The 25552-nt window shown below is 71.9% G+C and carries 21 protein-coding genes and 4 pseudogenes; 15 read left to right on the forward strand and 10 right to left on the reverse strand.

Translation table 11 applies throughout. The features are described 5' to 3' along the window. Positions 1-8 precede the first annotated feature (8 nt). From mftM to mdo, 4 genes are all read right to left on the reverse strand, one after another. Entirely contained in the window at positions 9-935 is a 927-nt protein-coding gene (gene mftM / locus ABZV31_RS05265) for a mycofactocin oligosaccharide methyltransferase MftM (RefSeq protein WP_355888333.1), read from the reverse strand. A gap of 34 nt (positions 936-969) precedes the next feature. Further along, positions 970-2493 carry a VWA domain-containing protein gene (locus ABZV31_RS05270; protein ID WP_355888336.1) on the reverse strand — a complete coding sequence of 508 codons (1524 nt, stop codon included), beginning with the start codon at positions 2491-2493 and terminating at the stop codon, positions 970-972. A 26-nt stretch (positions 2494-2519) separates the two neighbouring features. Further along, complete coding sequence (locus tag ABZV31_RS05275) at positions 2520-3734, reverse strand: MoxR family ATPase (protein ID WP_355888339.1); 1215 nt, start codon at positions 3732-3734, stop codon at positions 2520-2522. Between the two features lie 74 nt (positions 3735-3808). Beyond that, positions 3809-5101: an NDMA-dependent methanol dehydrogenase gene (gene mdo / locus ABZV31_RS05280; protein ID WP_355888342.1), complete on the reverse strand. Its 1293-nt coding sequence runs from the start codon at positions 5099-5101 to the stop codon at positions 3809-3811. 378 nt (positions 5102-5479) lie between these two features. Between mdo and mftA the strand changes: the two genes are divergently transcribed. The 10 genes from mftA (at position 5480) to ABZV31_RS05330 (ending at position 15298) form a co-directional block, all read left to right on the forward strand. Continuing rightward, a complete protein-coding gene (gene mftA / locus ABZV31_RS05285) occupies positions 5480-5587 on the forward strand; it encodes a mycofactocin precursor MftA (protein WP_355888346.1) in 108 nt (35 codons plus the stop codon). Between the two features lie 11 nt (positions 5588-5598). Further along, entirely contained in the window at positions 5599-5910 is a 312-nt protein-coding gene (mftB, locus tag ABZV31_RS05290; RefSeq protein WP_355888349.1) for a mycofactocin biosynthesis chaperone MftB, read from the forward strand. Further along, entirely contained in the window at positions 5910-7133 is a 1224-nt protein-coding gene (mftC, locus tag ABZV31_RS05295; protein ID WP_355888352.1) for a mycofactocin radical SAM maturase, read from the forward strand. Before mftB ends, mftC begins: the two co-directional genes overlap by 1 nt. 262 nt (positions 7134-7395) lie before the next feature. Further along, complete coding sequence (gene mftD, locus ABZV31_RS05300; RefSeq protein ID WP_355888355.1) at positions 7396-8568, forward strand: pre-mycofactocin synthase MftD; 1173 nt, start codon at positions 7396-7398, stop codon at positions 8566-8568. A 10-nt stretch (positions 8569-8578) separates the two neighbouring features. After that, complete coding sequence (gene mftE, locus ABZV31_RS05305) at positions 8579-9370, forward strand: mycofactocin biosynthesis peptidyl-dipeptidase MftE (protein ID WP_355888358.1); 792 nt, start codon at positions 8579-8581, stop codon at positions 9368-9370. Beyond that, positions 9367-10152, forward strand: a complete 786-nt coding sequence (locus ABZV31_RS05310; protein WP_355888361.1) for a mycofactocin-coupled SDR family oxidoreductase — start codon at positions 9367-9369, stop codon at positions 10150-10152. The genes mftE and ABZV31_RS05310 overlap by 4 nt, the downstream gene beginning before the upstream one ends. Beyond that, positions 10149-11636: a mycofactocin biosynthesis glycosyltransferase MftF gene (mftF, locus tag ABZV31_RS05315; protein WP_355888364.1), complete on the forward strand. Its 1488-nt coding sequence runs from the start codon at positions 10149-10151 to the stop codon at positions 11634-11636. The genes ABZV31_RS05310 and mftF overlap by 4 nt, the downstream gene beginning before the upstream one ends. 142 nt (positions 11637-11778) lie before the next feature. Then, a complete protein-coding gene (acs, locus tag ABZV31_RS05320) occupies positions 11779-13734 on the forward strand; it encodes an acetate--CoA ligase (RefSeq protein WP_355888367.1) in 1956 nt (651 codons plus the stop codon). A gap of 171 nt (positions 13735-13905) precedes the next feature. Beyond that, a complete protein-coding gene (locus ABZV31_RS05325; protein ID WP_355888370.1) occupies positions 13906-14583 on the forward strand; it encodes an SDR family oxidoreductase in 678 nt (225 codons plus the stop codon). Between the two features lie 151 nt (positions 14584-14734). Continuing rightward, positions 14735-15298 carry an adenylate kinase gene (locus tag ABZV31_RS05330; protein WP_355888372.1) on the forward strand — a complete coding sequence of 188 codons (564 nt, stop codon included), beginning with the start codon at positions 14735-14737 and terminating at the stop codon, positions 15296-15298. A gap of 286 nt (positions 15299-15584) precedes the next feature. Here the strand turns inward: ABZV31_RS05330 and ABZV31_RS05335 are convergent. From ABZV31_RS05335 to ABZV31_RS05345, 3 pseudogenes are all read right to left on the reverse strand, one after another. Then, positions 15585-15794, reverse strand: a pseudogene (locus tag ABZV31_RS05335) (sensor histidine kinase KdpD); the annotation flags it as partial. Positions 15795-15918: 124 nt separating this feature from the next. Next, positions 15919-17070 (reverse strand): annotated as a pseudogene (locus ABZV31_RS05340) (HAD-IC family P-type ATPase); the annotation flags it as partial. Further along, a pseudogene (locus tag ABZV31_RS05345) lies at positions 17067-17956 on the reverse strand (potassium-transporting ATPase subunit KdpA); the annotation flags it as partial. The pseudogenes ABZV31_RS05340 and ABZV31_RS05345, both read right to left, overlap by 4 nt. A gap of 373 nt (positions 17957-18329) precedes the next feature. On the opposite strand from ABZV31_RS05345, the gene ABZV31_RS05350 reads away from it, so the two are divergent. Then, positions 18330-18884 (forward strand): hypothetical protein, encoded by a 555-nt coding sequence (locus ABZV31_RS05350; protein WP_355888375.1) that lies wholly within the window; start codon positions 18330-18332, stop codon positions 18882-18884. Positions 18885-19562: 678 nt separating this feature from the next. Here the strand turns inward: ABZV31_RS05350 and ABZV31_RS05355 are convergent. Then, positions 19563-19835, reverse strand: a pseudogene (locus tag ABZV31_RS05355) (DUF4118 domain-containing protein); the annotation flags it as partial. A 154-nt stretch (positions 19836-19989) separates the two neighbouring features. Then, positions 19990-20220: a hypothetical protein gene (locus ABZV31_RS05360; protein ID WP_355888378.1), complete on the reverse strand. Its 231-nt coding sequence runs from the start codon at positions 20218-20220 to the stop codon at positions 19990-19992. A gap of 239 nt (positions 20221-20459) precedes the next feature. Here ABZV31_RS05360 and ABZV31_RS05365 point away from each other — a divergent pair, with 239 nt between their 5' ends. The 4 genes from ABZV31_RS05365 to ABZV31_RS05380 are packed head-to-tail and all read left to right on the forward strand — an operon-like array spanning position 20460 to position 24219. Beyond that, on the forward strand, positions 20460-21398 hold the full coding sequence (locus tag ABZV31_RS05365) for an ATP-binding cassette domain-containing protein (RefSeq protein WP_355888381.1): 939 nt from the start codon (positions 20460-20462) through the stop codon (positions 21396-21398). Continuing rightward, on the forward strand, positions 21395-22246 hold the full coding sequence (locus tag ABZV31_RS05370) for an ABC transporter permease (RefSeq protein ID WP_355888384.1): 852 nt from the start codon (positions 21395-21397) through the stop codon (positions 22244-22246). The genes ABZV31_RS05365 and ABZV31_RS05370 overlap by 4 nt, the downstream gene beginning before the upstream one ends. A 27-nt stretch (positions 22247-22273) precedes the next feature. Further along, positions 22274-23554 (forward strand): sensor histidine kinase, encoded by a 1281-nt coding sequence (locus ABZV31_RS05375; protein WP_355888387.1) that lies wholly within the window; start codon positions 22274-22276, stop codon positions 23552-23554. After that, positions 23551-24219: a response regulator transcription factor gene (locus tag ABZV31_RS05380; RefSeq protein WP_355888390.1), complete on the forward strand. Its 669-nt coding sequence runs from the start codon at positions 23551-23553 to the stop codon at positions 24217-24219. The genes ABZV31_RS05375 and ABZV31_RS05380 overlap by 4 nt, the downstream gene beginning before the upstream one ends. Before the next feature lie 119 nt (positions 24220-24338). Here ABZV31_RS05380 and ABZV31_RS05385 read toward each other — a convergent pair whose 3' ends face one another. Continuing rightward, positions 24339-25550 carry a M56 family metallopeptidase gene (locus ABZV31_RS05385; protein WP_355888393.1) on the reverse strand — a complete coding sequence of 404 codons (1212 nt, stop codon included), beginning with the start codon at positions 25548-25550 and terminating at the stop codon, positions 24339-24341. Positions 25551-25552: the final 2 nt, after the last annotated feature.

The raw sequence follows: 25552 nt of genomic DNA on the forward strand, positions 1-25552 counted from the left end.
ACGCGTTGTCAGCCGGGATCGAGGACCAGCCAGCCACCGTGGTACGAGGCGACGGAGAACGGGTGGCCGGTGCGGCGGCCCAGTTCGGCGAGCTGTTCCGGGTCGAAGCACCGCACGTGCCCGTACGCGGCCGTCGGCTCGTCCTCGTACGGCACGGCCACCACCACCCGCCGCCGGGCCAGGCGCAGCGCCTCCTGTACGACGGCTTCGCCGTGCCCGGGATCGAGGTGCTCCAGTACGTGGATGACGGTGACGGTGTCCACCGAGCGGCCCGGCAAGGGAACGCGTGCCGCGTCACAGGCCAGCGTGTCCAGCCCGACGCCGCGCGCCCGGGCCACGGCGGCCAGCAGACGCATGGTGCCGCGCGAGAGGTCCGAAGCGATCACCCTCTGCCGCTTCCGCTCGGCCAACAGCAGGGGCAGGAAGCCGAAGCAGGAGCCCAGGTCCAGCACCGAGCCCCGGGACACCAGGTCCAGGGTGCGGCCGTACACGGGGGCGAACCCGGCGATCGACGAGTGCTCGGCCGGTTCCGGGGTCCGCCAGTGCTGCCGGATGCGGGCCAGCGTGTTGTCGTAGAACGTGGTCCAGGCCGGCAGCGCTCCGTCCACGCAGGAGCGCACGACCCCGGTGAAGACGCGCTCGAAGATGTCGCTGCCGGACAGCCAGCCGGGGGCGAACAGCTCCTCGGCGAGCAGTCCGGCCAGGTCGTTGTCCAGCTGCTCGGGGCGCAGCGAGTGGCCGAGCTCGACGTGGCGGCCCCGGCGGCGCAGGGTGAAGTGCTCGGTGCGGACGATCGGTTGGAGTGCGGCGCCGTCGGCCGGGGGGCCGTCACGGATCACCCGGACCAGGTGGTCGGTGTACAGGCCGGGCGGACTGGGTGCCAGAGGGTCGATACGGCGCGCGGCGATCGCGGCCCGGAGGCTGGGGACGCTCATGACGACAGCTCCCCGTCACGGTGTGCGGTGGTGCTCATACCCCGGTCGCCTCCGCCGCCATCCGGTGGGCGGTGCGCTCCAGCCCGGCGAGGTCGGCGACCACCTGGACCCGGTCGCAGTACTCCGCGTAGCGCGGCAGGTCGCATGCCCCAAGTCCCCAGGAGTAGCGGGGTTCGGGGGTCAGCCAGATGGTCTGCCGCACCCTGCGCGTGATCTCCTCGAACGCCGCGGTCCCGGGGTCGTTGCCGTTCCCGCGGCCGTCGCCCAGCACCAGGAGGGTGGTACGCCGGCCCAGAGCGGCGGCGTGCTCGGACAGCAGCAGCTCGAAGGTCCGGCCGTAGTCGGAGTTCGCGTCCACGTCGAGCAGTCCGCCGGCCGGCAGGCCGTCGAAGACCAGCCCGAGCGCTCGCTCCAGCGGGTGCTCGGCGAACAGCTCGGTGATCTCCGTGGGTTCGTCGACGAAGGCGTACGAGCGGACCTGTCCGAACAGGGACTGCAGACCATGCACCAGGTGCAGGGTGAACCGTGCGGTGGCCCGCACGGACAGCGAGACGTCCGTCAGGATCACCAGACGGGGCTTGTCCTCGGCGCGGGTGACGGTGACGGGCCGGAACGGTACGCCCTCGTAGCGCATGTTGCGGCGCATGGTGCGGCCCGGATGGACGCGGCCCCGGGGCGTGTCGCGTTTACGGCTGGTCAGCGCGCCGTGCAGGGAGCGGCCCACCCGGCGCAGCGCCTCCTCCAGCTGGGCGCGTTCGTCCTCGTCGACCGTCTCGAGGCGGGCGCGTTCGGCGATCCCGGCGGACTCCACGGCAGCCGACGTCAGTTCGGCCAGCCGGTCCAGATGCCGCTTCAGCAGCTCCGGCAGGTTCTCGATGACGCCCGCCAACTGCCGCCGCAGCACGTCGAGTTCCGGATCCACCAGGTCGTCGGACTCGTCCGCGAGCCAGCCGAGCAGGGCGTCCTGCTGGGCGACGGTCAGGGCCGTGTCGATGGGCTTCCCGGCCGTCGCCGCGAGCTGTCCGGGGACTCCGGCGCCGTGCAGCCGCTCGGTCTCCAGCTGGACGGACGGGCCGCCGTCCCGTCCGCCGGCGGCGCCGTCCTTGGACAGGACGATCTCGTCGGTCATCGAGGCCAGGTCGATCTTGTTGGCCTCCTGGTGCAGGTTGTACCGCTGGGCGAGGTCCTGCTGGTCGAAGAAGTCGCGGATGTCGGACGGTTTGCCGTGGCTGTGCCCCTGCTGGGGGGTCTCGGAGGGCTCGTCGGAGACGGTGAACGACTCCAGTTCGCCGGTGTCGGACAGGTCGTCGTGCTCATGGCTGTGGCCGTGGCCGTCGGACGCCCCGTCCACCGGGCGCAGCGAGAAGAACGCGGTGAACAGCTCGTCGAACAGCGCGTGGTCGCGCCGGTCCTTCACCAGCGTCATGCGCAGGGCCTCGCGCAGCGTCTCGCGTCGGTCGAGCACGCCGGGCTGGGCCGCCCCGCGCATGGCGTCCATGGCCTCCGACACGGAGACGCGGAGGCCGAACAGCCGCAGCACGCGGACGAATCGGTGCACGCCGGCTTCCATGCACGCCTCCCGTGTCAGTCGGTGCGGCGCCGCCCGAAGGCGGCGAAGGAGCGGGCGCCCTGGCCGGCGCCGGGCGTGGGCCGGTGCGTCGGGCCGGGTCCGGGAGCGCCGTAGTAGCCCTCGTCGTGCCGGCCCTGCCGGTCCTTGGCCGCCCGTACCTCGCGGCCGTCGATCTCGTCCGGCTGCCCGTGCCCGGGACCGTGGGGGTGCCCGTCGTGGGGGCCGTGACCGTCGTGGTGGTGCCCGTGGTGGTGGCCGTGCAGGTCGTGGTGGTGGCCGGGTTCGGGCACCGTGCGGTTGGGGTCGACGAGCCGCGGCAGGACGTCCAGGGCCCGGTGCAGGTCGCGCTCGTACTTGAGGACGACGTTGGCGGTGTCGGCGAGCACCGCAGGGTCGAGCTCGTCGACGCCCAGTACGGCGAGGGTGCGGGCCCAGTCGACGGTCTCGGAGATGCTGGGGTTCTTGCGCAGCTGCAGCTCGCGCAGGCCCCGCACCACCTCCACCAGACGGCGGGCGGCCGCCTCGGGCAGTCCGGTGTCCTTGGTGCGCACGATCTCCAACTCCCGTTCGGCGTCCGGGTAGTCGAGGAAGAGATGCAGGCAGCGGCGCTTCAGCGCGGCCGACAGATCGCGGGTGTTGTTGGAAGTCAGCACCACGTACGGCGGGATCTTCGCGGTGTACGTGCCGATCTCCGGCACCGACACCTGGTACTCGGCCAGGCACTCGAGGAGCACCGCCTCCAGTGCCTCGTCCGCCCGGTCGACCTCGTCAATCAGTAGGACCGCGGGCTGCTCGCCTCGTACGGCGTCCAGCAGGGGGCGGGGCGCGAGGAACCGGTCGGAGAAGAACACGCTGTCCTGCTCCTCGATCCGCCGCACCGCGGAGGCCAGGTCGGGCGCGTCGGCCGTGAGGTCGCCGATCTTGTTCCGGAGCATCTGCGTGTACAGGAGCTGTTTGCCGTAGTCCCACTCGTACAGCGCCCTGCTCTCGTCCTGGCCCTCGTAGCACTGCAGGCGCAGCAGCCGGCGCCCGGTGGCGGCGGCGAGCGTCTTGGCCAGTTCGGTCTTGCCGACGCCGGCCGGGCCCTCCAGAAGGACCGGCTTGTCGAGTCTGGTCTGCAGGAACACGGTGGTGGCGAGCCGCCGGTCGGCGATGTAGCCGTGGGCGGCGAACCGCTCGACGACGTCGTCGACCGAGCCGAACTCGGGATTTGGGGGTGTGGCGGGCACGGTTCCTCCGTCCGGGGAGACGGGGGCGGGGGACGGCGACCCACGTCCGTCCCCCGCCCCCGGGCGGGAAGGGCTCAGCTGAGCAGGTCGTCCAGGTCGCCGGTCAGGCAGTGCTCGACGACGGGCCGCACGGTGTCGAACGTGCACTCCTTGGCGTTGCCCGGGGTGCAGGCGTCACCGAGGACGTGGTGGGTGATGCGGTCGACGTCGGCGGCGTCGCCCTTGATCTCCTTGGCCTGCTCGTAGAACTTCGTCGGTCCCTGGCCGAGCCGGTTCTTGGAGTAGGTGTCCTGCTGGACGTCGGTGAACTTCTCCGGAATGCCGACGTCGCGCAGCAGCCGGATGCCCGCGGCGAGCGCCGCCTCGGCGGCCTGGACCTTCGTCATGCCGTGCGTGTCCACGCCCATCGCCTCGGCGATGTCCGCGAACCGTTCGTAGTGGGCGGGCATGTTGAACGCCCACACCCGGGGCAGCGCGATGGCGTTGTTGAGCCCGTGGTGGGTGTCGTAGAACGCGCTGACCGCGTGCGAGATGGAGTGGATGATGCCCAGGCCGCCGGAGTTGAACGCCTGCGCCGCGATGTACTGGGCGTACATCATGCCCTCACGCCCGGCCAGGTCCTGGCCGTTCCACACCGCCTGCCGCAGATGGCGTGCGGTCAGCCGGATCGCGTGCAGCGCGTTGCCGAGCGACGGCTGGAAGTCGAGCCGGGAGACGTAGGGCTCGGAGGCGTGCGCGAGCACGTCGAAGCCGCACTGCGCGGTGTAGTCCAGCGGGCAGTCGTAGTAGAGCGTCGGGTCGTCGATGGCGAGCGTGGCGACGGACGCGTCGTCGAAGGCGACGTACTTGTGGGGGTTGTCCGGGTCGGTCGTGGTGTCGGTGATGACATACGCCCACGACGTCTCCGAGCCCGTGCCGGCCGTGGTGGACACCGCGATGTGCGGCGGGTTCTTGGGGTTCTCGGACTTGTTGAAGCCCTCGAAGTCGTTGACGTTGCGGCCGTCGTGCGCCACCGAGATACGGGCGCCCTTGCACGCGTCGTGCGACGAACCGCCGCCGATCGACACGAACGAGTCGCACTTGTTCTCCTGGTACAGCGCCACGGCGTCCATGACGTTGTAGTCCTTGGGGTTCGACTCGACCTTGTCGTACACCACGACCTCCAGGCCGTGGTACTTCATCGACTCGACGATCTTGTGCACGGTGTCACTGCCGCGCAGACCCGTGGTCATCACCAGCGTGCGGCGGAAACCCAGCTTCTTGGCCTCCGGACCGATCAGCTCATGGGCGCCCGGGCCCATCAGCGCCCGCGGGAAGGGGTGGAATTCCTTGATCGGGAACGGCTTGAGAAGTTCTTCGACCTGCATGATCGCGACTGTCCTCTCCGCGCGGTGGGCCGCGCGTACTGCGTCGACTGCTCCGTTGCCGGCGGCGCAGATGTCCGGATGGAGCACGGACGTGCCGGAGTTCGTGGCGTGATTCACCCTCCGGGAACGCGCCGCGCGGCGATACCGGCCGCTCGGACGGCTGCGGGACGCGGACGGACGGGACGCGACCTGCCCGATCGGACAGGGTGTGCGGCGGGCACCGGCGCCGGCGGGGGCACACCTGTCCGACCGGACAGGGCGAGCGCGGCCGGAAGCAGGGCGAGACGCCGGGCGGCCCGCCGTAGCGTCGAGTACCGGCCGGACCGCGCGGCGGCACCGGCGCTCATCCCCAACTCCCCTTCCACCAGGAGGTTTGTCGTGAACGAGGACCAGATCCGTGCCGAGCAGGACACCCCCGTCGACGAGGTGACCGAGGAACTCCTCGTCGAAGAGGTGTCGATCGACGGCATGTGCGGCGTCTACTGAGGCCCGCCGCCATGACCTCCCCCACGGCCGCCCCGGCCGACACGACGTTCGACGCGGCGCGCCCCTACCGGCTGAACCCCGCTGTTGCGCTGCGTCCCGAGCCGTTCGGGGCGCTCGCATACCACTTCGGCAACCGCCGGCTGTCGTTCCTCAAGGCGCCGGAGCTCGTCGAACTGGTCCGGGGGCTCGACCGGCACCCCAGCGTCGGGGACGCCCTCGCCGGCGTACCCGACGCCCGGCGGGGCGCCTTCCTGCGCGCGCTGGCCGCACTGGCCGCCGCCGACATGATCATTCCCCAGCGCAGTGGAACCGGAGTGCGGTGATGACCACCCTTCACGATCCCCCGCCCGCCGAACGCGTGCCCGCCCTCGTCGAGCAGTTCAAGGGAGGCCTGCACGCCCCGATCTGCCTGACCTGGGAGTGGACGTACGCGTGCAACCTGTCCTGCGCACACTGCCTGTCGTCGTCCGGGCGGCGCGACCCCCTGGAGCTGTCCACGGACGAGATCAAGTCCGTGATCGACGAGCTCCAGCGGATGCAGGTGTTCTACGTCAACGTCGGCGGCGGCGAGCCGACGGTTCGCCCCGACTTCTGGGAGCTGCTGGACTACGCGATCGCCCACCAGGTCGGGGTGAAGTTCTCGACCAACGGGCTGCGGCTGACCCCCGACCGCGCCCGGCAGCTCGCGGCCACCGACTACGTCGACATCCAGATCTCCCTGGACGGCGCGACGCGCGAGGTCAACGACGCGGTGCGGGGCCCCGGTTCGTACGACATGGCCGTACGGGCCATGGAGAATCTCGCCGCGGCCGGCTTCCGGGACTTCAAGATCTCGGTGGTGATGACCCGTCAGAACGTTTCCCAGCTGGACGACTTCGCCGCGATCGCCGACCGCTACGGCGCCCAGCTGCGGATCACCCGGCTGCGGCCGTCCGGCCGGGGCGCCGACGTGTGGGACGAGCTGCACCCCACCGCCGAGCAGCAGCGCGAGCTCTACACCTGGCTGGTCGGCCACGGCGAGCGGGTGCTCACCGGGGACTCGTTCTTCCACCTCAACGCGCTCGGCTCGGAGCCGATCCCGGGGCTGAACCTGTGCGGAGCCGGGCGTGTGGTGTGCCTGATCGACCCGGTGGGCGACGTGTACGCCTGCCCGTTCGCCATCCACGACGCGTTCAAGGCGGGCAACGTCCGCTCCGCCGGCGGCTTCGAGCGGGTGTGGCGGGAGTCGGAACTCTTCGCCGAGCTGCGCAGGCCCGCCACGGGAGGCGCCTGCTCCGGATGCCCGGCGTACGACACATGCCAGGGCGGCTGCATGGCCGCGAAGTTCTTCACGGGGCTCCCGCTGGACGGCCCCGACCCCGAGTGCGTCAAGGGCCACGGTGCCGCCGCGCTCTCGGCGGTGGACCGGGACGCGCTCCCGCGTCAGGGCAACGACCACTCGCACCGCACGGTGCCGCTGGGCATGCCCGCCGTACGGACCAGCCGCCCGGACCGCTTCTGCGACGAGAGCCCGCTGGCCGGAATGCCCGCGGACCCGCCCGCATGACCGCGCCCGTACGACGACGCCCGCACGACGACGCCCGTACGACGACGCCCGCATGACGGCGCCCGTACGACCGCGCCCGTACGACGGGGCGCCCGCATGACGGCGCCCGCATGACGGCGCCCGTACGACCGCGCCCGCATGACGGCGCCCGTACGACGGGGCGCCCGTATGACGACGCCCGCATGACGGCGCCCGCATGACGGCGCCCGCATGACGGCGCCCGTATGACGACGAACAAGGACCGAAGAGAAGGAGAAGGGTGATGAGCGGGTGGTTCGAGACGGTGGCCGAGGCCCAGCGCAGGGCCGGCAAGCGGCTGCCGAAGTCGGTCTACAGTGCGCTGCTCGCCGGTTCCGAGAAGGGCACGTCCTACGACGACAACACCAGGGCTTTCGCTGAACTGGGCTTCGCACCGCATGTGGCCGGACTGTCAGCCAAGCGGGACCTGTCGACGACGGTCCTGGGCGAGCAGATCTCGCTGCCGGTGATCATCTCCCCGACGGGGGTGCAGGCGGTGCACCCCGACGGCGAGGTGGCCGTCGCCCGCGCGGCCGCGGCTCGGGGTACGGCGATGGGGCTCAGCTCGTTCGCGAGCAAGCCGCTTGAGGAGGTCGTGGCGGCCAATCCGCAGACGTTCTTCCAGATGTACTGGATGGGCTCGAAGGACGCGATGCTGCGGCGCATCGAGCATGCGCGCGCGGCCGGGGCGAAGGCACTGATCGTCACCCTCGACTGGTCCTTCTCGCACGGCCGCGACTGGGGCAGCCCGAAGATCCCCGAACGGCTGAACCTCAAGGCGATGGCGCGGTTCGCACCGGAGGCGCTCGCGCGTCCGCGCTGGCTGCTGGACTTCCTCAAGTCCCGCAGCCTCCCGGACCTGACGACGCCGAACCTCGCCGACCCGGGCGGGGACGCGCCCACGTTCTTCGGAGCGTACGGCGAGTGGATGCAGACCCCGCCCCCGTCGTGGGAGGACGTGCGCTGGCTGCGCGAGCAGTGGGACGGGCCGTTCCTGCTCAAGGGCATCTGCCGGGTGGACGACGCACGGCGTGCGGTGGACGCGGGAGTCACCGCGATCTCGGTGTCCAACCACGGCGGGAACAACCTCGACGGCACCCCGGCGCCGATCCGTGCGCTGCCGGCGGTCGCGGACGCGGTGGGCGGCCAGGTCGAGATCCTGCTGGACAGCGGCATCCGCCGGGGCAGCGACGTGGTCAAGGCGCTGGCGCTCGGCGCGAAGGCCGTGATGATCGGCCGCGCCTATCTGTGGGGCCTGGCCGCGGGCGGGCAGACCGGCGTGGAGAACGTGCTCGACATCCTGCGCGGCGGTATCGACTCCGCGCTGCTGGGCCTCGGGCGCTCGTCCGTCCACGAACTGACCCCCGACGACGTGGTGGTCCCGCCCGGATTCACCCGGACCCTGGGCGCGGTCTGAGATGGCCACCGTGCCTGCCCCGGCCGCGAGGGCGCAGTCGCGGCGCACGACGGCGACCCGGCTCGCGGACCTGACCTGGCCGGACCTGACCGACCGCGCCCCCCTGGTGCTGCTGCCGCTCGGCTCCTGTGAACAGCACGGCCCGCATCTCCCGCTGGACACCGACACGGCGGTGGCCTCGGCGGTCGCCGAGCGGGCCGCCGCGCGGCTGCGCGGCGACGTGGAGGTGCTGGTCGCGCCCGCACAGCCGTACGCGGCCAGCGGTGAGCACGAGGGGTTCCCCGGCACCGTGTCCGTCGGCCACGCCGCGCTGCACCTGCTCGTCACGGAGATCGGCCGCTCGATGCTCCGCTGGGCCGGACGCCTGCTGGTGGTGAACGGGCACGGCGGGAACCTGACCAGCCTCACCGAGGCAGTCACCGGCCTGCGCGGCGAGAGCCGGAACGTGGCGTGGTGGCCGTGCGTCCCCGAGGACTCCGACGCCCACGCCGGCCGGGCCGAGACCTCCATGATGCTGCGGCTGCGGCACGCGGCCGTACGCAGCGAGCAGGCCGTGGCCGGACCGACCGACCCCGTCCACCTGCTGATGGACCGGCTGGTTTCCGAATCCGTCCGCGGGGTCAGTCCGTCCGGTGTCCTGGGCGATCCCGCCGGGGCCTGCGCGAGCGAGGGCGAACGGCTCCTCGACCGCATGGCGGACCGTCTCGCCGCCGACATCCGCGCCTGGCGGGTCTCCGGGCAGGGGCGGCTCGGCCTGCCCGAGCAGCGGCCGGTCGTCGCGCGAGCGGGAGCCGGGCGATGACCGGGCGGCGGGTCGCCGTGGTCACCGGTGCCGCCCGGGGCATCGGGGCCGCGACCGTACGACGTCTGGCCCGCGCCGGTTGGGCGGTGGTCGCCGTGGACCGCTGCGCCGACGACCCCGAGGTGCCCTATCCGCTGGCCGAGCCGGGCCAACTGGACGTCCTGGCACGGGGGTTCCCCCTGGTCCGTACGGTCCGGGCGGACGTCAGGGACGCGGCCGCGCTGCGGGCCGCCGTGGAGCTGGCCGAGAGCGAGTTCGGCGGGCTGGACGCCGCCGTGGCCGCGGCGGCCGTCATGCTCGGCGGCGAGCCGGTGTGGGAGCAGACCGACGCGCAGTGGCGGACGCTGCTCGACGTGGACGTGATGGGCGTGGCCAACCTCGCCCGTGCCGCCGTACCCGCCCTGCTGCGCAGGCCGCAGCCCCGCGGCGGCCGGTTCGTCGCCCTGGCCTCGGCCGCCGCGCACCGCGGGCTGTGGGGCCTGGGCGCCTACTGCGCCGCCAAGCACGCCGTGGTCGGCCTGGTCCGCGGCCTCGCCTGCGACCTGCGGGACACCGGCGTGAACGCGGTCGCCGTGTCACCCGGCTCCACGCGCACGGACATGCTGCGGGCCACGGCGGACCTGTACGGGCTGCCCGGCGTGGAGAAACTCGCCGATCAGCAGCTCACCGGGCGCCCCCTGGAACCCGAGGAGGTGGCCTCGGTGGTGTCCTGGGCCTGCTCGGCCGAGTCCTTCGCCGTCACCGGCTCCGTACTCCACGCGGACGGGGGGTTCACGGCATGACATTCATACGGTCGAATCCGCCGTCCCCGTCCGGCATCCGCCTGCCCTCCCCGCCGGACGTCACCCTGCCCGACGGGTTCACGGTCGAACTCGCCCCCGACACGCACCGGTCGAGGGACGGACAGCTGATGCTCGGCGGTTCGCCGCCCCGGCTGCTCAGGCTGACCGCCACGGCGGCCCGCCGGCTGGACGCCGGCCGGTTCACGGTGTCGGACGCGGCGGGCGCCGCGCTCGCCCGGCGGCTCCTGGACGCCGGCGTCGTGCACCCGCGCCCCGCCCTTGCGCCGGTCCGCGACACCACGGTCGTGATACCCGTCCGCGACCGCGCCGATCAACTCGACCGGCTGCTGAGCGCCCTTCGCACCGACCCACCGACCTCGAACCTGCCGGTACTCGTCGTGGACGACGGCTCCCGGGACCCTGCGGCCCTGGCCGAAGTGACCGGCCGCCACGGTGTCCGGCTGCTGGTCCACCCGTACAACCGCGGCCCTGCGGCGGCCCGCAACACCGGACTGCGCCACGCCCGCACCTCCTACGTGGCGTTCTGCGACTCCGACGTGGTGCCCGAACCCGGCTGGCTGGCGCCCCTGCTGGCACAGTTCGCCGACCCCGCGGTGGCGCTCGCCGCACCCCGTGTGGTCGCGCTGCCCGTACCCGAGCCGGGGCTCCTGGACCGGTACGAGGAGGTCCGCTCTCCCCTGGACATGGGGGCGCGGGAAGGACCGGTGGTGCCGGTGTCGGCGCTCTCCTACGTGCCCAGCGCGACCATCGTGGTCCGCCGGTCCGCCGTCGGCGCGGGTTTCGACGAGGGCATGCGCGTCGGGGAGGACGTCGACCTGTGCATGCGGCTGCACGGGGCCGGCTGGCGGCTGCGGTACGTGCCCGCCGCACGCGTGGGCCACCGGCATCGCACGGACCTGCGCAGCTGGCTCGCCCAGCGAACTGCTTACGGCACGGGCGCCGCCGATCTGGCGCTGCGGCACCCCGGGCAGGTAGCGCCGCTCTACGCTGCCCCGTGGTCGCTGGCCGCCTGCGCACTGCTGCTGCGGGGCAGGCCGGGCCCGGCGGCACTGGCCGCGGTCCTGACCGGGGTGACCGCCGCACGGGTGGCACGCCGTATGCCCGACGCCGACAACCCGCCCCGTGCGGGGGTGCTGCTCTCGCTCGCCGCGCTGCGCGGCACCGCCGAGCAGCTGCTGCGCTGCGCCACCCGGCACCACTGGCCCGTCGCGGTCACCGCCGCCGCCGTGAGCCGCCGTGCCCGGTACGCACTGATCGCCGCGGCTCTCGCCGAGGGGCTGGCGGACCACCGCCGTTCCGGCACCTCGCTCCCGTCTCTCGCACATGTGGCGATCCGTCGCCTGGACGACCTCGCCTACGGCTGGGGCGTCTGGCAGGGCGCCGTACGCCGCAGGACCGCCGCGCCGCTGAAGCCGCGTCTCGCCCTGCGCGCGGTGAGCCGCCGGGCCGGACCGCGCCCGTGACCCCGCGCCCCGCTCCCGTCCACCAACCTCCCGCCAACCCTTGCCGGCCACCCTGTCCGCCCGGCGACAGTCCCGCCGCCCGTCCTCGCGCTCGGACCGGCACCTCTGTCCCGGGCGCCCGCACCCCATTGGAGGATCACGCATGTCCCCGCGTTCTGACCACGACTTCGAGCCCGGCCGCGCGCCCAACGCACGGGGCGACGCGGTGTCCGGACTGCCGGAGCGGGCCGCGGCCGACCACTTGGCGTTCTGGGCGGACCAGGCACGCCGACTGCACTGGGAGACCGGGTGGAGCCAGGTGCTCGACTGGTCGGACGCACCGTTCGCCCGCTGGTTCACCGGCGGAAAACTGAACGTCGCGTACAACTGCGTGGACCGCCACGTCGAGGCCGGGTACGGCGGCAAGGTCGCCTTCCACTGGGAGGGCGAGCCGGGCGACACCCGGACCATCACCTACGCCGACCTCCGGCGCGAGGTGTGCAGGACGGCCAACGCGCTGGCCTCGCTCGGACTGACCGCCGGCGACCGGGTCGCGATCCAGCTGCCGATGATCCCCGAGGCGGTCTTCGCGATGCTGGCGTGCGCCCGGCTCGGCCTGCCGCACAGCGTGGTGTTCGGCGGCTTCTCCCCGGCCGCTCTCCAGTCACGCATCGAGGACGCCGGGGCCCGGCTGCTGATCACCTCGGACGGCCAGTACCGCCGGGGCAGGGCGGAGCCGATGAAGGCGAGCACCGACGAGGCGACCCGGAACACGCCCGGCATCGAGCACGTCCTGGTGGTCCGGCGCACCGGCTCCGACGTGCCGTGGACCGAGGGCCGCGACCTGTGGTGGCACGAGCTGGTGGACGCCCAGCCCGACCAGCACCGGCCCGAGGCCTTCGACGCCGAGCACCCGCTGTTCATCCTGTACACCTCGGGTACGACCGGGAAGCCGAAGGGCATCCTGCACACCTCCGGCGGCTACCTCACCCAGGCCGCGTACACCCATCGCACCGTCTTCGGCCTCGACCCCGACACCGACGTCTACTGGTGCACCGCCGACATCGGCTGGATCACCGGACACTCGTACATCGTGTACGGGCCGCTCGCCAACCGCACGACGTCGGTCATGTACGAGGGGACGCCCAACACCCCCCACGAGGGACGGCACTTCGAGATCATCGAGAGGTACGGGGTCTCCGTCTACTACACCGCTCCCACTCTCATCCGCACGTTCATGAAGTGGGGCGAGCAGATCCCGGCCCGCTACGACCTTTCGTCGATCGGTGTGCTCGGCAGTGTCGGCGAGCCGATCAACCCGGAGGCGTGGCGGTGGTACCGGAAACACATCGGCGGCGACCGGGCGCCGGTCGTGGACACCTGGTGGCAGACCGAGACCGGCGCGGTCATGATCGCCCCGTTGCCCGACGGATCACCCGGCAAGCCCGGTTGCGCGCAGACACCGCTGCCCGGCATCTCCGCCAAGGTGGTCGACGACCGGGGCGAGGAGGTCGGCAAGGGCGAGAGCGGCTACCTGGTGCTCGACCGGCCCTGGCCGTCCATGCTGCGCGGCGTCTGGGGCGACGACGAACGCTACCGGGAGACGTACTGGGCCCGTTTCGCGGACCGCGGCTACTACTTCGCCGGCGACGGCGCACGCTACGACGACGACGGCGACATCTGGCTGCTGGGCCGGGTCGACGACGTCATGAACGTCTCCGGGCACCGCATCTCCACCGCAGAGGTCGAGTCGGCGCTCGTCTCGCACCCCGCGGTGGCCGAGGCCGCCGTGGTGGGCGCGTCGGACGCGACGACGGGGCAGGCCATCGTCGCCTTCGTCATCCTCCGTGCCGATCCCGCCGGGGCCGGGACGGACGCGGAGGACGTCGTCGCGACGCTGCGCGAGCACGTGGCACAGGAGATCGGCCCCATCGCCAAGCCCCGTCACGTCATGGTGGTCCCCGAACTGCCCAAGACCCGCTCCGGGAAGATCATGCGCCGGTTGCTGCGGGACGTCGCGGAGAACCGCGAGGTCGGCGACGTCACCACACTCGCCGACGCCTCCGTGATGGACCTGATCAACGCCGGGCTCACCGACGGATCCCACCGGGTCGGCTGACCGGGTGAAGCACGAGGGAAGCCCGAGGAAGCCCGAGGAAGCACGAGGGAAGCCCGAGGGAAGCCCGAGGAAGCACGAGGGAAGCCCGAGGAAGCCCGAGGGAAGCCCGAGGAAGCACGAGGGAAGCCCGAGGAAGCCCGAGGGAAAAGCCCAAGGGAAAGGGGACACGGGATGGAACGCGAAAGCTCGTTGTCGGGCCGTGTCGTGCTCCTCACCGGGGAGGGCGATGTCGCCGCGGCGGTGACGGGACGTCTGCGGTCACACGGCGCCCGGGTGGCGCTGGCAGGCCCCGCTGCCGCGAGCGCTCCCCTCGCGGCAGCGCCGGGAGCCCCGGACCTCGCTCTGCCGTGCGGTCACGGCGACCTCGCCGAGCTCGGCCGGGCCGTCGACACGGTCATCGAGAGTTTCGGTCGACTCGACCACCTGGTACATCTGGTCGGGTCCCGCCCTCAGGCGGGTCTGCTGATGGAACTGGATCCACTGGCGCTGCGCGACGTACTGGACAGGGCACTCGTGACACCGTTGGCCTGTGTCCAGCGCGCCTACTGGCGCTGGATGGCCGCGCACGGCGGCTCGGTGGTCCACGTGCTCGTGCACACGGCACGGCGCGACGGACCGCAGGACACGGCCCTGGCCGGACTGACCGAGCTCACCGAGTGGCTGGCTGCTGAACTGGCACCCCGGGTCGACGTCCACGCCATCGTGCCCAGCCCGTCGCTCACGCCCGGCGCCTACCGGGCCGGCGTCACCGACGTGTTGTGCGACCTGCTGACACGCCGGATGAACCCCGCGCAAGGACCGGTGCTGGTGCTGAGCGAGGAACTCACCTGTCCGTCGCGTGCCGCCTGACGCAAGACGGCCGGGCGGAACCCGCCTGGTGGCCCAGGAGAGAGCGGAGCGGCACCACACGCCCGTCCCCCAGCGCGTCGCCGGCTTCGCAGCGCATCGGCGGGAGACAGAACACGTACCACTGATACGACTGAAGGGAATGCATCCGCTGATGCGACTCGTCCTCATCGGCCCTCCCGGAGCAGGCAAGGGCACCCAAGCGGCCATACTCAGCGAGAAGCTCGACATCCCCCACATCTCCACAGGAGACCTGTTCCGGGAGCACGTGACCCGCCGGACCCCGCTCGGGAGGGACGCTCAGCGATACCTCGACGCGGGCGACCTCGTACCCGACCACGTCACCAGCGGCATGGTCCGGGAACGGCTGGCGCAACCGGACGCCCGGCACGGCTTCCTCCTCGACGGCTTTCCCCGCACCGTGGCGCAGGCGCGAGAACTGGCCGCCATGCTGGGCACCGCCGGCTCCGCGCTGGATGCGGTGCTCGAGTTCACGGCGCCCGAAGAGGTCGTCGTGGCACGGCTGTTGAACCGTGGCCGGCCGGACGACACCGAGGACGTCATCCGGCACCGGCAGCAGGTCTACCAACGCCAGACCGCGCCACTCCTCGAGTATTACGGGAGCATCCTGGTGACGGTGCAGGCCGTGGGGCCGGTCGAGGAGGTCGCGGCCCGGGCGTTGGCGGTCCTGCCCGACGCGGAGAGACGAGCCGGGTAGTCGACCGTGGTTGCCGGACGCCCTGGCTGCGTGCCTCAGCGCCGCCAGGGGTGCCCGCGCACCGCCGCACTTCAACCTCTGTTCGTCCGCTACGGGTTCACACCGGCCGCCGGTCCAGGCTTCCGGTCCGTAATGCCCGGCGCGGCGGGATCGGCTCTGAGTAGTCCGGAGACCGTGCCGCCGGACGCCTGATGACCGCGGGCCCTCGCCGACAAGGCTGTGATGGTCAAGAGACCGTTGCTGTCCGGGAGGTGACGGACGCCGAATGGTCGGACTGCGCGGGGGAGACGGAGCCCCGGTATTCCAGTTCCTTGCGCGCAATCTGCTCCAGGCCGTGCAGCATCACCTCGGTGCGCGGCCGGTCGTGATGCTCCACGAATGCGACCACGCAGTCGGTGCCGCGCTAGATGCGGCGGTGGGCCTCGGACAGCATGGCGTAGGTCTTGCCGACGCCCGGTGCCGCGCCGAGGTAGATCCGGAGCTTGCCGCGTGCCATCGTCTCGTCTCTGCAGTCGTGTGCGGTCAGGACAGTCGGGCGAGTCTCACCTCGCGGAGTCACCCCTCGAACCGGTATCCCAGGCCCGGCTCGGTGATCAGGAGCGGGGGTGGGCGGGGTCCGTCTTCGCCAGGACGACGATCGAGCGGCCCTCGGGCGTCTCGTCGGCCAGCGAGGAGAGCTGGGCGGCGTCGGCGACCTCGGCCTCGGTCACGCCCTGAACCGGCACGAACTCGGCGGCCTGACGGTTGCCGAGGGTGATGGTGCCGGTCTTGTCGAGCAGCAGCGTCGACACGTCACCGGCCGCCTCGACCGCACGGCCGGACATGGCCAGGACGTTGCGCTGCACCAGCCGGTCCATGCCGGCGATGCCGATCGCCGACAGCAGCGCGCCGATCGTGGTCGGGATGAGGCAGACCAGCAGGGCCACCAGCACGACCGTCGTCAGGTGCGTGCCCGCGTAGTCCGCGAACGGCGGCAGGGTCGCCACCGCGAGCACGAAGACGATCGTCAGCGAGGCGAGCAGGATCTTCAGCGCGATCTCGTTCGGCGTCTTCTGCCGCGCGGCACCCTCGACAAGGTTGATCATCCGGTCGATGAAGATCTCGCCCGGCTTCGTCGTGATCTTGATGACGATGCGGTCGGAGAGCACCTTCGTTCCCCCGGTGACCGCGGACCGGTCACCGCCCGACTCACGGATGACCGGGGCCGACTCACCCGTGATGGCCGACTCGTCCACGGAGGCGACGCCCTCGACGACGTCACCGTCTCCGGGGATGATGTCGCCGGCCTCGCAGACGACCAGGTCGCCGATGGTCAGCTCGGTGCCCGGCACGCGCTCCTCGGTCGTGCCGTCCTGGGACAGCCGCCGTGCCACTGTGCCGGTCTTGGCCTTGCGCAGGGTGTCGGCCTGCGCCTTGCCTCGGCCCTCAGCGACCGCCTCCGCCAGGTTGGCGAAGACGACGGTCAGCCACAGCCAGGCGCTGATCGCCCAGCCGAACCAGTCGCCCGGGTCCTTGAAGGAGAAGACCGTGGTCAGTACCGAGCCGATCCACACCACGAACATCACGGGCGACTTGACCATCACCCGCGGGTCGAGCTTGCGGAAGGCGTCCGGCAGCGACTTCACCAGCTGCTTCGGGTCGAACAACCCCCCGCCGACCCGCCCGCCGGGCTTGTGGCCGGTCGGTGCGTCCTGGTGGGGCGCAAGGGTGGGAGTGCCAGTGGACATGGCGTCCTGCTTCTCTACGTCCGTTTTCTGCGTGTTGGTGGTCATGACGCCAGCCCCTCGGCCAGCGGGCCCAGCGCCAGCGCCGGGAAGTAGGTCAGACCGGTGATGATCAGGATCGCGCCCACCAGCAGGCCGGTGAACAGCGGCTTCTCGGTGCGCAGGGTGCCTGCCGTGGCCGGCACCGGCTGCTGCCCGGCGAGCGAGCCTGCGAGCGCCAGAACGAACACCATCGGCAGGAAGCGGCCGAGCAGCATCGCGAGACCGATCGTGGTGTTGAACCACTGCGTGTCCGCGTTCAGACCGGCGAAGGCCGAGCCGTTGTTGTTGGCGCCGGAGGTGTAGGCGTAGAGGATCTCCGAGAATCCGTGCGCGCCGCTGTTGGTCATCGAGTGCGGAGGGGTGGGCAGCGCCATCGCGAGCGCGGTGAACACGAGCACCAGCGCATGATCAGGATGTAGCAGGCCGCGAGCTTGATCTCACGGGAGCCGATCTTCTTGCCCAGGTACTCGGGCGTACGGCCGACCATCAGACCGGCGATGAACACCGCGACGACCGCCATGATCAGAATGCCGTACAGGCCGGAGCCGGTGCCGCCGGGCGCGATCTCGCCCAGCATCATCCCGAGCAGCGTGATGCCGCCTCCGGGGCCGGTGAACGAGGAGTGGAAGGAGTCCACCGCACCGGTCGAGGTCAGGGTGGTCGACACCGCGAAGATCGACGAGGACCCGACGCCGAAGCGGACCTCCTTGCCCTCCATCGCGCCGCCGGCGGCCTGGAGGGCCGGGCCGTGGTGGACGAACTCGGTCCACATCATCAGGGCGACGAAACCGAGCCAGATGGTGGCCATGGTCGCGAGGATCGCGTAGCCCTGCCTGACCGAGCCGACCATGAGGCCGAACGTGCGGGTCAGCGCGAACGGGATCACCATGACGGCGGTCAGTCGGTGGCGGTCGCCGGTATCCGGCGGCTCCTCGTCACCGGGGGCGGCGCCGGGTTCGGTGGTCAGGACGGACATGGAATACGTGCTCCTTCACAGAGGCCCGCGCACACGGAAAGGCAGTGCGCGGGTACGCCCAGGTTCTGTCCGTTTCCAGCCGTGTCCGCCCACTCCTTACGGCTTCTTCGCACCCAACCGCTCGAATGTGGCAGGACGTTGACGCCGGTGTGACCCACGCGACACTCGCCCCGAGCAATCCTGATCGGGCGGCCGCCGCCCCGTCGGGCGTCAAGACGGGAAAGGAGGCGTGTCAGAGAGGCGTCAAGCCGTGTGGTGGACTGTCGGCCGGCTGTCTACCGTCGACTTCATGGGACACCGCAACGGCCCGGAGACCGCGGCCGGCGCTCTCGCGCAGGCGTCAGTGACAGTCGCGTGCGACCGCCGCTGGGCAGGGGACGTGTACAGCTCGATCCGCTACTCGGCCGTGCTGCTCGCGCTGCTGCTCCTGATCGACTGGGGCTCCGGCAGCTTCACCCCGTGGCGTGGTGCGCTGTGGTTCGTGCCCGCCGTGCTGCTCTTCCTGGTGCTCTTCCCGCAGCGCGTCCGGGTCGGCGAGGGCTGGCTGGAGTCGCGCAGTCTGCTGCGGGAACGGCGGGTCCGCACCGACCTGCTGGTGTCGGTGCGCTGCCTGGACGGCGTCTCCCAGCGGCTCGTGCTGCGGGACGCGTTCGGCGGCCGGGTCGAGATCGACCCCCAGGTCCTGGTGAACAACCCCGACCTCTGGTACCGCCTCGAGGAGGACACGCAGAAATCCGCGGCCCTCGGTTCCCTGCTGTGCGGGGCGACCGCGCTGCGCCGCCTCGCGCAGCGCATCGACCGTGAGAACGCTCTGACCGTGTTCAAGGTCTCCGGACTGGAGTAAGAAGCTGGTTCGTCCACCGGCTGTGCCTTTGACTCCCGGTCCTGGGGTCGAGACGCCGATGCCATGGACCGCAACGTGGAGAACGCTCCCGGCGGGCGGTTCTGCGTGTCCAGCATGACGGCGCATGGCCGGGCGACGGTGCTGGTGGCGAGCGAGCGTATGTGACGTGCCGGGGGGCATGCCGCCGCCCTGCCTGGGTTTCAGCCGTCCCGCACCGGGCCCGCCGTGTCGAGGGCGGCGCCCGTCTGGTCGGCAAGGGTCACCGCGACCAGACGGGCCTGGACCGGCGGCACGGGGCCCGGTCCCGGGGTGAGCATGTAGCGGCCGAGGTAGTGGCCGTTGCCGTACGCGCGGAGTTCGATCTCGCCGACGGGCCAGCCGCGCGCGTCGAGGTCCCAGTGTCGACGGCCGACGGTCAGGTGGCCGTCCTGGTCGAGCCGCGGCGGACGTCCGGTCAGGATGCCGTACTCGAAGCGGCAGGCGCGCAGCCCGAGGAGTTCGGTTCAGATGGCCGCGGACATGGTCGACCACGGCGTCCGGCGACGTGCTGGACTGGGCCAGACCGGCCGTCTCATGGATGCGGGCGAGGTAGTCGGCGTCGGTCACTCTGATGACTTCCAGGCGGCGGGCCCGAGCCGCGAGCTGCGACACGATGACGCCTACGACCAGGAGCAGCAGGGCCGTCTCGATGTCGGCGGAGGCAGTGATGTCGAAGGTCTGGTACGGGCGGGTGAGGAAGAAGTCGAACCAGGCCGCCGCGGAGAGCACCGCGAGGGCACCGGCGACACGGCTGCCGGCCGCCGCGACCGCGACGACCACCACGACGAGGATCAGTGCGGCGTTCGTGTTCGACAGGTCCGTACGGAAGGGGACGAGCGCGAGCGCCACCAGGAACGGTCCCGCGAGACCGGACGTCCAGGCGATCCGGTCCCGCAGGGGAAGAGCGGTCATACGTCTGCACCTCCTACGCTCTGCGCGGCGCGGGAGCTGGCCGCCTGCTCCGCGCTGGCGACGTTCGCCCGCCGGTGGTTCCCGCGCCCTCCCTCCTGGTCGTCGCCGGCCTCGCCGTGGCCCTGCTGCCGGGTACCCCCATCGAGATCAGCCCCTAGATCATCGGGCTGGTCGTGCCGCCGCCGCTGCTGTACACCAGCGCCGAAGAGCTGTCCTGGCGCGAGCTGCGCATGGCACGGAAGCCGGTCGGGATCCTCGCGATCGGCCTGGTTCTGGCCTCGGCCGCGGCGGTCGGGTGGGTGGCGTCGCTGGTGACGCCCCTGTCCTGGCAGATGGCGTTCGTGCGGGGCGCGGTCCTGGCCAGCACCGACCCGGTCGCGGTCACCGCGCTCGGCAGACGCCTCGCGCTGCCGCCGAAGGCAGGTCCTCGTGCAGGCGGAGAGCCTGTTCAACGACGCGACTCTCGGCGCGCCGGTGCAGGTGATTGCGCCGCCCGCGTGGTACCGCGGTACCACGCCTTCGCCGCAGTTCGGTCCTCGGTACCACGAATCGGTGCCGTCCGGATCCTAGCGTTGCAGGTGAGGCGCCCAGGACCTGCTGGGCCGGTACCGGAGAGAAGGCCCGATGATCGAAGCGCAGCAGCTCACGAAGAGGTACGGGGAGAAGACGGCCGTCGACGGGCTGGACTTCGTCGTACGGCCGGGCACCGTGACCGGTTTTCTGGGACCCAATGGCGCGGGGAAGTCCACGACCATGCGCATGATCATCGGCCTGGACACCCCCACGAGTGGCTCGGTGACGGTCGGAGGGCGCCGCTACGCCCAGCACCGGGCGCCACTGCAGGAGGTGGGCGCGCTGCTGGAGGCGAAGTCGGTCCACCCGGGGCGCTCGGCCTACCACCACCTCAACGCGCTGGCGCTCACCCATGGGATTCCGCGCCGCCGGGTGGACGAGGTCATCGACCTCGCGGGACTGGGCAGCGTGGCGAAGAAGCGTGCGGGGGCCTTCTCGCTCGGCATGGGCCAGCGGCTGGGAATCGCGGCGGCGCTGCTGGGCGATCCGCAGACGGTGATGCTGGACGAGCCGGTCAACGGGCTGGACCCGGAGGGCGTGCTGTGGATCCGCAATCTCCTCACGCAGCTCGCGGCGGGGGGACGGACGGTCTTCGTCTCCTCCCACCTGATGACCGAGATGGCGCTGGTGGCGGACCATCTGATCGTCGTGGGGCGCGGGCGACTGCTGGCGGACACGACCGTGCGGGACCTCATCCGCGAGGTCGGCGGCGACACGGTGAAGGTGGCGACACAGGACCCAGCGCGGCTTCGGGAGGCGCTGGCGGGGCCGGGCGTGGAGATCGTCGGCCGGGCCGGCTCCGAGGAGCTCCAGGTGACGGGCCTGACCGCCCGCGCGATCGGACTGAAGGCGGCGGAGCACGGCATAGCGCTGTTCGAACTGAGTGCGAGGACGGTGTCGCTGGAGGAGGCGTTCATGGACCTGACGAGGGATGCCGTGGAGTACCACGGTTCCACGACCGGCACGCAGACCTCCGGGAGGGCGGCATGAGCACCATCACGAAGACCACCGAGATCCCCGCGACTCCCCCGGCGCGCACGGCGCGTCCCGCCTACCGGGTGACCGGGCCGCGCGTGCTGCGTGCGGAGTGGGCCAAGCTGTGGTCACTGCGTTCGACCTGGATCACCCTGGGCCTGGGGTTGCTGTTTCTGGTGGCGTTCGGGCTGATCGCCGCCGCGCAGTACAAGTCGAGGATCAGCTCGGGCCAGCCCATGCGCGGGGACTTCGCCAACTCGACCGCCGTGAGCCTGTCCCTGTTCGGTACGAACTTCGCGCAACTGGCGCTGGGCGTGGTCGGCGTGCTGTGCACGGCGGGTGAGTACTCGACCGGCATGATCCGCTCGACGCTGGCGGCGGTGCCGCGCCGACTGCCCGTGCTGTGGTCCAAGTCGGCAGTGTTCGGGCTGGTCGCGCTGATGCTCGGCACGGTCGGCGCGTTCGTCGCCTTCCTGTTCGCGCGTGGGATCGTCTCCGGCACCGGCGCGGCCATGGGCTTCTCGCACGCGGGGGTCGTACGCAGCCTGCTGGGCGCGGGACTCTACCTCGGCCTGGTCGGGGTGATCGGCACAGCTCTGGGCGCGCTGCTGCGGTCGGTGGCGGGCGGGATCTCCGTCCTGGTGGGCGCGTTGCTGCTGGTGCCGGGGCTGATCTCGCTGCTGCCCAGCTCGTGGCAGGACAGCGTCGGCCCGTATCTGCCGAGCAACGCGGGTGAGTCGATGTTCGCCCTGACCCATGACGCCACCGCCCTGTCACCGGGGGCCGGCCTGCTGGTCTTCCTGGGCTGGACGGCGTTCGCGCTGGCGGGAGCGGCGTACCGGCTGGTACGCAGCGACGCGTGACGGTCCCACCATGGACAGGTGACATCCGTGACCACCGACGACATCACCGGGATGAGCCCGCTGGTCGCCCGCCTCGGCCGGGCCGGCCAGCGGCTGCGGCAGGCGGACCGGGCGCACCCGTGGGTACTGGACACCGCGGTGGTGGCGCTGGTCTTCCTGATGTTCTGCCTGCCGGATCTGGTGCATGCGGTCATCGGAGACGACGACGGCCCGCGCAGGTTCCGCGTTGCGTTCACCCATCCGCCCCTCGCGGGGATGCTCGTCCTGCAGGCCGGGCTGGTGCTGCCGTTGTTGTGGCGGCGCAGGAAGCCCTTGACGGCCTTCGGCGTCATTGCGGGCGTGTTCCTGTGCCAGTGGTCTCTGGGGGTTGCGCTGCGCGCAGACATCGCGCTGTTCGTCGCCCTGTACAGCCTGGCGTTGCACGGGCGGCTGCGGCAGTTGCCGTGGGCCTGCGGGGTTATGGCGGGCGGCATGGCGCTGGTGGCGGTGCGCGTATCGCCGGCCATCTCCGTCTGGGACGCGCTGTTCTTCCTGCTCGGTACGGCGACCGCGGCCGTCGCGGTCGGCCTGGCGGTACGGATCCGCCGGGCCCAGCTCGCGGGGCTGCGGGAGCGGGCGGCCCGCCTGGAGGTCGAGCGCGACCAGCGCAGCAAGCTGGCCGCCGCCACCGAGCGCACGCGAGTGGCGCGCGACATGCACGACATCGTCGGCCACAACCTGTCCGTCATGATCACCCTTGCCGACGCGGGCACCTACGCCGCCGACGTCGCCCCCGAACGGGGCAAGGAGGCACTGCGGCTCATCGCCGACACCGGCCGCCAGGCACTGGGCGAGTTGCAGCGCACCCTCGGCATCCTGCGCGCGGCGACCGACGACTCCTCGAGCGCGCTCGAACTGAGCCCGCAGCCGGGCATCGCGGACATCGACGCGCTGTGCGCCCGCGTGCGCGCCGCCGGACCCGAGGTGGTCTACCGTACGGGCGGAGACGTGGACACCCTGGAGAGCGGCGTACAGCTGACGGTGTATCGCATCGTCCAGGAAGCCCTCACCAACACCCTCAAGCACGTCGGCACCGACACCAAGGTCCACCTCACGATCGGCGTGCAGGGCGCGCGGTTGAACATCCGCGTCAAGGACAGCGGCCCGGCCGGGCGGGCGGGGCCGCCGAACGAGGAAGGACACGGTCTGGTGGGCATGCGCGAACGCGCGGCTCTCTACGGCGGAAGCGTCAGCGCGGGCCCCGCACCCGGCGGAGGATGGGCCGTGGAGGCTGCCCTCGACCTCAAACCCCAAGGCGGCGCAGCGTGACCACCGTGCTCATCGTGGATGACCAGCCGCTGCAGCGCTTCGGCTTCCGCATGCTGCTGGAGTCCGTCCCCGACACCGACGTCGTCGGCGAGGCCGCTCACGGGACCGAGGCCGTCCGCATGACCGCGCAACTGCGCCCCGACGTCGTTCTCATGGACGTACGCATGCCCGGCATGGACGGTATCGAGGCCACCAGCCGCATCATCGCCTCCGGCGGCCGCTCCCGCGTCCTCGTCCTGACCACGTTCGACCTGGACGAATACGCCCACGCCGCCCTGCGCGCCGGCGCCAGCGGTTTCCTCCTCAAGGACGCCCGCCCCGAGGAACTCCTCGCCGGTATCCGCGCCGTCGCCGCCGGCGACGCCGTCATCGCCCCCGCCCTCACCCGCCGCCTCCTGGACGAATTCGCCCACCACCTGCGGCACCCCACCGACGCTTCCGCCGAGGACCCGAGGCTGAGCTCGCTCACCGACCGCGAACGGGAGATCCTCGTCGCCATCGGCCAGGGATGGAGCAACAGTGAGATCGCCGCGCGCTTCGTCCTGTCCGAGTCCACCGTCAAGACCCACGTCGGCCGCGTCCTGGCCAAGATAGGCGCCCGCGACCGCGTCCAAGCCGTGATCTTCGCCTACGACCTGGGGCTTGCACGCCCCCATACCGGCTGAGTCGGGTGACGCGGCCGGCGCTGTCGTAGGAGAAGCCCTGTTCGCAGGCCGTGGGGAGGCGTGGGCCCGCCCGACATGGGCGGAACAGCGTTCCCGGCGGCCACGTCGCCGTCACCGTCTCAGCGGTCGTCGCCCACTTCCTTGCCCGGGACGCCCGGGACGCCCGGGACGCCCGGGACGCCCGGGACACCCGCCGGCAGCGCCCGGTCGGCTTCGCGGGCCTCGCAGAGGTGGCCCCGATGGCCTTCCCCTGCCCCACCGGCACGCTCGATCCCGGACTCGTCAGCGTCGCGGCGATGGTCTGCCCGGCCAGGAAGTGGCACGCCTGACTCCTGCTGCTCAGCCCGCGCCCGCTGCCGCGCCTCTCGGACGACCACTCCACCTGCCCGGCGCCCGGCGCCCGGCGCGGCGTGCTCGGCGAACGTGCAGCGTGGGTACATCGCGCCCGCGAACATGGCGTCCATGTCGGCGGCGGCTTCGGCAAGGCTTTCGCAGCACAGCACCAACAGCAGAGCGCCCACGATCAGCGGCAACCGCCAGGGCCGCCGCGGCGGGTTGAGCAGGGCGCGAACCCGCCGCGGCACCGGGCCGCCGTCGGCGGCCAGGGCTCCTGGGTGGCGGCGGGCACCGGAGGTGGCCAGCGCCGCCCGGGCGACCGCGCGGGCGACTGTCGTACGGTCGCCCGTCGTGGCCGCGGCCTCCTCGTCCGCCCAACGCTCCAGGACGAAGGCGCCGGATCTCAGCAGCGGGCGCAGCAGCGGGTTCACGGCGGCCGCGAGCCGCCAGGTGAGCTGGAAGACGTGGTGGCGGTGGCTGAGGTGGGCTCGTTCGTGCGCCAGCAGGGCCTGCCGTTCCGCGTCGTCGAGCGCACAGAGCATGCCTCGGGAGACGACGATCCGGCCGGGGGCTCCGGGCAGCGCGTACGCCTCCGGCCGCGGGTCGTCGATGACGGCGAGCTCGCCGCCGGGCAGCCGCGCGCAGTCGCGCCGCGCCCGCAGCAGCGCCCGCGCCTGCCTGCGCGCGGTGACACCGAACGCAAGGACGCTCACGGCCAGGGCAAGACTGCAGATCACGGCCACGACGAGGCGTACGGGGTTCTCGGCCCGGAGCAGGCTGACCGACCAGGGACCCTGCTCGGCGACCTCGGGTATCTGCCCGACAGCGGTAAACGCCAGCAGCGCCAGAGCCCCCGCCCACGCCCCGGCCGTCACCAGCGCAGTGCAGATCAGAGCCCAGGCCGCCCGGCGAGGCGGGAGCCGGGGCGCCGCCCATGGGACGAGCACCGCGAGCAGCGCGCTGACCGCGAAGGGAATGTAGACGCTGACCCGCACCG

This window comes from Streptomyces sp. NPDC005202, assembly GCF_040608235.1.
Lineage (GTDB): Bacteria > Actinomycetota > Actinomycetes > Streptomycetales > Streptomycetaceae > Streptomyces.